The 4,910-nt window shown below is 72.2% G+C and carries 3 protein-coding genes; 1 reads left to right on the top strand and 2 read right to left on the bottom strand.

From position 1 onward, the window contains the following. Positions 1-89: 89 nt before the first annotated feature. Both ACWD3H_RS47375 and ACWD3H_RS47380 read right to left on the bottom strand, forming a co-directional pair. A complete protein-coding gene (locus ACWD3H_RS47375) occupies positions 90-1,361 on the bottom strand; it encodes a sugar ABC transporter substrate-binding protein (RefSeq protein ID WP_451959760.1) in 1,272 nt (423 codons plus the stop codon). 65 nt (positions 1,362-1,426) lie between these two features. Continuing rightward, positions 1,427-2,563, bottom strand: coding sequence for a LacI family DNA-binding transcriptional regulator (locus ACWD3H_RS47380; RefSeq protein ID WP_355551124.1), 1,137 nt, complete (start codon positions 2,561-2,563; stop codon positions 1,427-1,429). 188 nt (positions 2,564-2,751) lie between these two features. On the opposite strand from ACWD3H_RS47380, the gene ACWD3H_RS47385 reads away from it, so the two are divergent. Next, positions 2,752-4,899 (top strand): amylo-alpha-1,6-glucosidase, encoded by a 2,148-nt coding sequence (locus ACWD3H_RS47385; RefSeq protein ID WP_451959761.1) that lies wholly within the window; start codon positions 2,752-2,754, stop codon positions 4,897-4,899. Positions 4,900-4,910 lie beyond the last annotated feature (11 nt).

A 4,910-nucleotide genomic window follows, 5' to 3' on the forward strand; every position in this document is an offset into this window, starting at 1 on the left:
TGAAGCTCGGCGACACCCGCCAGGCCCACGCCTGGTACGGCACCGCGCGCAACGCCTCCGACGACATGGGTGCCGCGCACCGGTCTGACTCAGTTGCCGAGCGCGGCCTTGGTGTTCTTCTGCAGGTTCGCCAGGATCTTCTTGGGGTCGCCCGCGGGCAGCTGCTGGATGGAGGTGTCGAAGTCGGCCAGCACGCTGTCCATCTTGGGGGCGTTGACCGGCCCCTGGGCGTACTCGGCGCTGTCGACGAACGGGGCGTCCTCGGGGAAGGCCTGGATGAAGGCGTCCTTGGCCGACTGGCGCGAGGGCATCACGCCGAACGCCTTGGCGAAGGCCATCTGCTGGTCGGCCTTGGTCATCGCCTCGACGAAGGCGATCGCCTGCTCCTTGTGCTTGCTCTTGGCCGCGATGCCCCAGCAGGTGGTGAAGGACAGGGTGCCCTTGCCCTTGGGGCCGGCCGGCAGCTCGTGGGCGCTGTACTTGACGTCCGGGTAGTCGACCTTCATCGCGCCCTTGATCCAGTTACCCTCGATGGTCATCGCGGCCTTGGCCTTGCCGAAAGCCTCGCCGCCCCAGCCCGCGTCCACCTGCTTGGGGAACCGGGCGAGCCCGTCCTTCAGCAGGCCCTGCACGTAGCTCAGGCCCGCGGCGTTCTCCGGGCTGTCGGCGATCGCCTGCTTGCCGTCGGGGCTGACGATCCAGCCGCCGGCCTCCACCATGAACGCGCCGACCCGGTCGCGGGTGTCGCCGATGACCAGCGGGGTGACGTCCGGCTGCTTGTCCTTGAGCTTCCTGGAGACCGCGGTGAGTTGCTCCCAGCTGGTCGGCACGTCGGCGTCGGTGAGCCCGGCCTTCTTCCACAGGTCGTCGTTGACGATCAGCGCCAGCGTGGAGAAGTCCTTGGGCGCGCAGTAGAAGGTGCCGTTGTAGGTGAACGTCTCGCGCAGGCCGGGGTAGAAGTCGGCGGAGTCGGAGATCTTGTCCGCGTACGGCTCCAGCGCCCCGACGCTCGCGTAGTCGGCGAAGCGCGCGGCGTCGACGTAGAACACGTCCGGCGGGTTGCTCCCGGCGAAGGCCTGGCCGAGCTGCTGGGTCAGGTCCTGGGCGGGGGTGATCGTCGCGGTGCTGCCCGAGGACGCCGACCACGTCTGGGCGGCCGCGCGCAGCGCGTTCGTCTCCGCGTCGCCGGAGGAGCCGATGAGCACCTGCAGGCTGGCGGGCCCGCTGCTCTGCGGGGCGCTGCTCTGGCCGGCGGAGTCGTCGAAACCGCTGCCGCAGGCGGCCGAGGCCGCCAGGGTGCCCACGGCGAGCGCGGCGAGTGCCGCGGTACGGAGGTTGTGCTGCTTGATCGGCTGTTTCATCGTGCTTTTCCAATCTTCCTGGGGGGTGATCTGAAGAAGAACCAGGTGGTCATGCGGTCATACGGTCATGACGACTGCCGGAGGACCAGAGACGGCTGGAGCAGTACGTGCGTGCGGGGCCCACCGGCCTCGGGGGCGTCGGGGGCACCGGGGGAGGGCGGGTCGAACAGCCGGGTGAGCAGGCCGACGCAGCCGGCCGCGGCCTCGGCCAGCGGCTGGCTGACGCTGCTGAGCCCCACCGCCTTCGCCACCGGCGTGTCGTCGAAACCGATCACGCGGACCGGGAGGCCCTCCTCGCCACCGGCCTGTCCCGCGACCGTGAGACGTCCCTCGGCCGTCAGCCGTCCCGAGGCGGTCAGCTGTCCCGATGCCGTGAGGGAGCGAACGGCGTGCAGCGCGCCCAAGGCGAGCGAGTCGCTGGCGCAGACCAGCGCGGTGATCGGCTGCTCGGCGCGCAGCAGGTCGCGGGCCGCCTTCTCGCCGTCGGCCACCCCGTCGTCCGTGGCCTGGTCCAGGCCGGCCGGGTCGATCCCGGCGCCGACGAGGGCCCTGGTCCAGCCGGACCTGCGGTCGTCGCCCACGCCGGAGCCGGGCGGCCAGCCGAGGAACCCGATCCGCCGGTGACCCGCGTCGAGCAGGTGGCGGGTGGCCGCCGCGGTACCGGCCGCACCGTCCACGTCGACCCAGGGGTGCTCCGGATCACCGGCCGCCTCCCCGCCGGAAGCACCACCCGCGTTTCCCGCGTTTCCCCATGGCCGCCCGAACGTGACGAACGGCAGCCGCCGCTCGCGCAGCCACGCGGGGCGGCCGTCGCCGTGGTAGGTGCTGGTGAGCACGAAGGCGTCCGGCTCGTGACTTCCGACCAGGTCGTCGAAGGTGTCGATCTCCGATCGCTCGTCGCCCGCCGCGTAGAGCAGGATCCGGTATCCGGCTCGGGCCGCCGAGGCGGTCAGCCCGTGCAGGAACCGGTCCAGGACCGAGCCGTTGATCCCGTCCCGGTCCGGCTCGATGCGCGTGGCGATCAGCCGTGAGCGGCCGGTCCGCATCTGCCGTGCGGCCTGGCTGGCCCGGTAGCCGAGCGCCTCGATGGCCTCCCGCACCCGGTCGCGGGTCTCCTCGCGGACCAGTTCGGGGCTGTTGAGCACGTTCGACACCGTCTGGCGCGATACCCCGGCACGGCGTGCGACATCGGTAATCGTCACCTTTGTAGCCATATGCACCCTTCTGAGGGTTTGAACGTTCAAGAGGGGATGAGGCATGATTGGATCGTTCAAGTAAACGGAGTGTAATGATTGGATCGTTCAAGTAAAGAGAGTGTTTCGCAATGTGCACCCGCCGGCCGTCGCCTGTCAAGACGTCACCGGCTCGACACGATCTCAGGGAGTCAGTCGTGTTCGACGACGCCTCATCCCCCACCCCCCAGGCGGTCACGGTGGCCGATTCCACCGCGGCCTACCGCCTCCAGCCCCTGCTGCACGACCTCGTCAGCACCGTGCTGGCGCCGACCGTCGCGCTGAGCGGCGGCGACGGGCAGATCCGCCCGGCCGGTGTCCAGGGCGTGTTCCACGCGGACTCCCGCGCCCTGTCGCAGGCCATCCTGACGATCGACGGCCGGGAGCCCGAGGCCGTCGGCCATGCCCCCCAGGGGGCGGGCGCCAGCAGGTTCGTCACGCTGGCCCGATGGCTGGGTGATCCCGTCCCCGATCCCACTGTACGGATCGAGCGATTCCGGCAGGTCGTACCGGGGGGCATGGAGGAGCGTGTCGAGATCGTCTCCAGTGCCACCGTCCCCGTCGCCGTCGTCGTGAGCCTGGAGCTGGGCTGCGACTTCGCCCCCATCGAGGTGGTGAAGTCCGGCGGTGACACCGTGGAGGCCGCGGCCGAGTGCACCGCGCCCGGTGAGATCTCCTGGAACTCCGGCGGCGTCCGGGTCGTGGTGACCGGTACGGGCGCACGGGCCGAGTCCGCCGGGTACGCGCGCACGGGTTTCCTGCGCTGGCCGGTCGAACTGGCGCCCCGCGGCCGGATCACCCTGTCCTGGAGGGTCGAGGTGTGCGACCCCCAGGCGGTGGTGACCGCGCCCGATCGCCCCGCCGAGTGGGCGGTGGGGGAGGGGGCACCCCGGGTCGTCGCCGCCGACCACCGGCTGAGCAGGCTCTTCGAGCAGTCCATGGACGACCTGCGCTCGCTGCGGCTGGCCGAGACCGCCGCCCCCGGCGACACCTTCCTCGGCGCGGGAGTGCCCTGGTTCCTCACCCTCTTCGGGCGTGACGGCATCTGGGCCGCCCGGATGCTGCTGCCACTCGGCACGGAGCTGGCCATGGGCACCCTCCGGGTGCTGGCCCGCAGGCAGGGAACCAAGGTCGACCTCGGCTCCGGCGAAGCCCCCGGGAAGATCATGCACGAGCTGCGCCGGCATGAGTTCGCGGTCGAGGGCAACGGACTGCACCTGCCCGCCGCCTACTACGGCACGATCGACGCCACGCCGCTGTGGATCAGCCTGCTGCACGACGCCTGGCGCTGGGGTGCTCCCGCCGCGGAGATCGTCGCGCTGCTGCCCCACCTGGAGGCCGCCCTCGGCTGGCTCGGCGGGCACGCCGACCCCGACGGGGACGGTTTCATCGAGTACGTCGACACCAGCGGCCGGGGCCTGGCCAACCAGGGCTGGAAGGACTCCGGCGACGCGCTGCGCTTCCATGACGGACGCCAGGCCCAGCCGCCGATCGCCCTGGTCGAGGTGCAGGGCTACGCCCACCAGGCGGCCCGGCAGGGCGCCGACCTGCTGGAGGCGTTCGGCCGCCCGGGAGCCGCCCGCTGGCGCGAGCACGCCGCGGCGCTGGCCGAGCGCTTCCGGGCCCGGTTCTGGGTGGAGGGGCCACGGGGCAGCTTCCCCGCACTGGCCCTGGACCGGGACAAGCGCCCGGTCGACGCGCTGACCAGCAACATCGGCCACCTGCTCGGCACCGGCCTGCTCACCGGGGCCGAGGAGGCCGGGATCGCCGACCTCCTCGTCTCCCCGGAGATGGCCGGTGGCTTCGGCCTGCGGACGATGTCGGCGGACGCCGGCGGCTTCAGCCCGCTGTCCTACCACTGCGGGTCGATCTGGGCGCACGACACGGCGATCGTGGTCGCCGGACTGGCCCGCGCCGGGTTCGCCGAACACGCGGCGACCCTCGCGGAGGGGCTGCTCGCGGCCGGAGAGACGTTCGGCTACCGGCTGCCGGAGCTGTTCGGCGGCGACGACCGGGCGGCGCTCGGGCGTCCGGTGGCCTATCCGGCCGCCTGCCGCCCGCAGGCGTGGTCGGCCGCCGCCGCGGTGACCCTCGTGCACGCGGCGCTCGGCCTCTATCCCGACGTGCCCGCCGGCCGGGTACTGCTGCGGCCGCTCGCGGGCGCTCCGCTGGGACCGGTCTCGGTACGAGGGCTGCGGATCGCCGGAGCCGAGGTGGGTGCGGCCGTCGACCCGCAGGGTGAGGTCGTCGTGACCGGCCTGCCCGCAGGGATCTCCACCGAGCGGGCAGGCCGGGACGTGAGCTGAGCCCGGCCGTC

It is taken from the genome of Streptosporangium sp. NPDC002607 (genome assembly GCF_053592655.1).

What these genes read in the sequence shown, in the direction of transcription:
- ACWD3H_RS47375 (WP_451959760.1), bottom strand. Translation starts at nt 1,361, where the DNA reads ATGAAACAGCCGATCAAGCAGCACAACCTCCGTACCGCGGCACTCGCC.